The organism is uncultured Lamprocystis sp. (genome assembly GCF_903933125.1).
Taxonomy (GTDB): domain Bacteria; phylum Pseudomonadota; class Gammaproteobacteria; order Chromatiales; family Chromatiaceae; genus Thiodictyon.
Window position 1 is genome coordinate 1 of record NZ_CAIZIZ010000190.1, and the last position, 3,566, is coordinate 3,566.

The window sequence follows — 3,566 nt, forward strand, 5'->3', positions numbered from 1 at the left end:
ACGCCCTGAGCGAGGCGCTGTCCCTCGCCCCCGAGCAGCGCCCGCAGACGGTGCGGGGGTTCCAGGCGCGGTTATGGGGGATTGGAGTGGCGCCGCAGCCCGGTCCGGCCCCTGGGCCGGCTGCACCGACTCCGCCGTCAGTCCCGGCGCAGCCCCCGGCTCGATCCGCACCGTCGGCCCCGCCCAAGGCCAGAAAGACCTCGGCACATTCCACGGCACCGGCCTCGGCTCTCCCTCGCTGGTTGTGGCCGGCGGCGCTCGGCGCAGCCGTGGCAGTCGTGAGCTTGGGCGGTCTTTATATGCATCGCGAGGGCCAGTTGCGAAAGAACTCCAGTGACCGCTCCTTTGAGGCGGCACAGGTGGCGGATACTGACTTCGCGAGTAAGGCACGCGAGGCTGATTTGGCCGCTTATGCCGCCGCCGAAAAGGCCGATACGGTAGAGGCATACCAGAGCTACTTAGTCGGTTGCGTCGCCAACCGCTGCGCAAAGAGTGCCGACGTGTACGCCAACCTCGGTGTGATATACGCAACGGGCCGTGGCGTACAGCAGGACGACCGGGAGGCGGTGAAGTGGCTCCGCAAGGCTGCCGAACAGGGTAATGCCGTTGCGCAATGGGACCTCGGCCTTATGTATGCCCAGGGTCGTGGGGTCGCGCAGAGCGACGGCGAGGCGGCGAAGTGGTACCGCAAGGCCGCTGAGCAGGGCAATGCTTTTGGGCAATGCTTCCTCGGCGCGGCTTACGACCAAGGTCGCGGCTTAGCGCAGAGTGACGCAGACGCGCTGAAGTGGTACCGCAAGGCCGCCGAGCAGGGCAATGCCGATGGGCAATTTTTCCTCGGCGCGATGTACGCAGAGGGTCGCGGTGTGGCGCAGAACGATACTGAGGCGGCGAAGTGGTACCGCAAGGCCGCTGAGCAGGGCAATGCTTTTGGGCAATACGAACTCGCGAGAATGTACGCGATCGGTCGGGGCGTGGCACAGAACGATGCAGAGGCGGTGACGTGGTGCCGCAAGGCCGCCGAGCAGGGCAATGCGGGTGGGCAGTTCAGTCTCGGCTTTATGTACGCAAACGGTCGCGGCGTGGCCCAGGACGACAGAGAAGCGGTCCAGTGGTTGCGCAAGGCCGCCGAGCAGGACAATGCCGATGCGCAAGCCGGCCTCGGCTTTATGTATGCACAAGGTCGTGGAGTCGCGCAGAGCGAAAGCGAGGCGGTGACTTGGTACCGTAAGGCCGCCGTGCTGGGCAATGCTTTTGGGCAATTCAAACTCGGCGCGGCTTACGACCAAGGTCGCGGCGTAGTGCAGAGTGACGCGGACGCGGTGAAATGGTACGAAAGGGCCGCCGAGCAGGGCCTTGCCGATGCGAAGGCCAGACTCGGCGCGATGTACGCGCAAGGTCGCGGTGTACCTCCCGAGAATAGGAATAAGCGAGATCAATAACCATATAACTCAGATGGAACACGCTGCAAGTCTAGCTCGATGGATTCCCCGGATTCCCGGGGAAATGAGATGGCAAGACGAGCGCTTCTTGAACGCGCGACGCGAGAATATCGAGGTGATTAGTGCCATTCCTCAGCCAACCCGCCGCGTACCGTCCTTGGCCCGGGTCCTGGCATCCCGGCCATGACCACGAGGGTCCGTGGCGACCGCAATGCGCGATAGGCGTAGGGAAGGCTTGAGAGGAATGGAGAAGATAAGAAGATAAGAAGATAAGAAGATAAGGAGCCAGGCTCAATTGAATTATTTTCCGCCTCCAAATTTAATTCAGCCTGGCCCGTCATCCCGTCATCCCGTTATCCCTGGCGATGGTGTCTTCCTCGGCATGAATTGCCAGCAGGCCAGCGAATTGGAAGACCGTTCCTACGCATATTCCGCACCGACAGCAGAGGGCGCACACCATGACCGCACCCAATAGATCAACAATATGGCGAGAGTTTTGCAGCTTTATTGAATGGGAGAATCGATTCATCTTGACCTCTGAAATGCAGGGGTTTGTGGATTGGCTAAAGGAAACCTCATCGAAGTACGCTCTAGATTTGGACGCGAATTCAAACACGTTTTACCGTTGTCGAAGCGAGCATTACTTGTGGAAGAATTATCCGGTCGGCTCTGGCGAGACCGCCGATGTTTATGGGCCGCTGCCTTGCAAGGAAATGGGGCCGCCGCCACGTGAGAAGGCGAAAGGACAACGGGTGAATCCGGAAGGGATGGCCTATCTATACGTAGCGCTATCGGAGAAGACTGCGATTGCAGAAATGCGTCCATGGCTGGGGGCGGAGCTCACCATAGGTATTTTCAGCAATATTGAGCCAATACGGGTGATAGACGTTTCCCGCTGTGAACCCCAGCCGGAATTCGTTCATCTTTTTGACTCAGGAGCGGAAGACCCCGCCGTCATGGAAACTAGAATCTGGGGTTCGATCAATCGAGCGTTCTCAACGCCCAAGGAGCCTGATGGAATGGGGGTACGCTACCTCGCAACGCAATACCTCGCCGAAGTGTTTAAAGCAGCCGGTTACGACGCCTTAGGATATATGAGCGCACTGGATAGGGAGGGCGGTAATCTCGCCGTTTTTTGCCCCCATAAGCTGCAGTGCCATGATACCTACTCTGTGGTGGTGGACCAAGTCGAGTATAGATCCCGGCGCCAGGGTTGGCCGTAAGAGGGAGGAATAGGGGGCAGGAGCAATAGGGGTCAAAAATCTATTCCCGGCGCCAGATTTCACTAAACGCGGCGGAGTCAACTTTCTTATGGACCAAAAACTCTTAGCGGTGCTGCTTGGCGTAATTTCCGGTGGTATTGGTTACTGGATCACAACGTTCTGGATGAGACCAATACTCCAGTATCGCGACCTTCGCCTGAAGGTGTTTGCCGACTTCATCTTTTATGCTCAGGTGGTGAGTGCGGAAGGCTTAAATGACAGAATGAAAGCTCTGTACGAAGATCGCATAAGTAACGAGGCATAAATTAGTTATACATTTTTATTAAGAGAAACCGTTGGGATCAACCACGTAATTCCATTGACCAAGGCTCAGATCATGCCGAATAAACTGATCTTTGATCTCCCGGAATCCGTCGGAGCATTTGCGACCGAGTGCGTAGAACTTATCGAGGATGCGCGCGGTGACGCGCAGCCCGGTGTCGGTGGTCGTACGCTCGACGGTCCACCGTGCGGTCTCGGGGGAGTCGAGGATGACCCCACTCCAGGTGCGCTCGACTTGGCTGAAGAGGCGATGCTCAATGGGGTTCCACTTGGAGGTGTAGGGCGGATAGTGGGCGATGCGCAGGCGCACGCCCAAGCGTTGGGCCAAGGCGATTAGGTCCTCTTTGAAGCGCAGGGAGCGTGCCGCGTTGCTGCCGCCGCCATCGCAGAGCACCAGGATGTCCGTGGCCGTGGGATAGCAATAGCAGAACAGCAGCGTCCAGGCCAAGAACAGGGCGTCGCAGGCTCGACTTTGGCCATTTTTGCCTGAGGCCGGGCGCTGTGCACGGGTGGGCTGGACCAGGGCCGGCGGCTCCTGCGGAGGTGGCGGCAGCGGGAGACCGGCGGTATCGTCTGAAGT

The 3,566-nt window shown here is 59.0% G+C and carries 4 protein-coding genes and 1 pseudogene; 3 read left to right on the top strand and 2 right to left on the bottom strand.

Translation table 11 applies throughout. The annotated features are described in order from the left end of the window. Window positions 1-214: hypothetical protein (locus tag QZY03_RS09460; protein ID WP_295580355.1), on the bottom strand; the 214-nt coding region annotated here is incomplete at its 3' end. 55 nt (window positions 215-269) lie between these two features. Between QZY03_RS09460 and QZY03_RS09465 the strand changes: the two genes are divergently transcribed. The 3 genes from QZY03_RS09465 to QZY03_RS09475 all read left to right on the top strand — a co-directional run bounded on the left by QZY03_RS09465 (window position 270) and on the right by QZY03_RS09475 (window position 2,969). After that, window positions 270-1,442, top strand: coding sequence for an SEL1-like repeat protein (locus tag QZY03_RS09465; protein WP_295580357.1), 1,173 nt, complete (start codon window positions 270-272; stop codon window positions 1,440-1,442). Window positions 1,443-1,900: 458 nt separating this feature from the next. Further along, complete coding sequence (locus QZY03_RS09470; RefSeq protein WP_295580359.1) at window positions 1,901-2,665, top strand: RES family NAD+ phosphorylase; 765 nt, start codon at window positions 1,901-1,903, stop codon at window positions 2,663-2,665. 88 nt (window positions 2,666-2,753) lie between these two features. Beyond that, window positions 2,754-2,969: a hypothetical protein gene (locus tag QZY03_RS09475; RefSeq protein WP_295580361.1), complete on the top strand. Its 216-nt coding sequence runs from the start codon at window positions 2,754-2,756 to the stop codon at window positions 2,967-2,969. Between the two features lie 18 nt (window positions 2,970-2,987). On the opposite strand, the pseudogene QZY03_RS09480 reads toward QZY03_RS09475, so the two are convergent. Further along, window positions 2,988-3,566: pseudogene (locus tag QZY03_RS09480) on the bottom strand (hypothetical protein); the annotation flags it as partial.

What these genes read in the sequence shown, in the direction of transcription:
- QZY03_RS09470 (WP_295580359.1), top strand. Translation starts at nt 1,901, where the DNA reads ATGACCGCACCCAATAGATCAACAATATGGCGAGAGTTTTGCAGCTTT.
- QZY03_RS09475 (WP_295580361.1), top strand. Translation starts at nt 2,754, where the DNA reads ATGGACCAAAAACTCTTAGCGGTGCTGCTTGGCGTAATTTCCGGTGGT.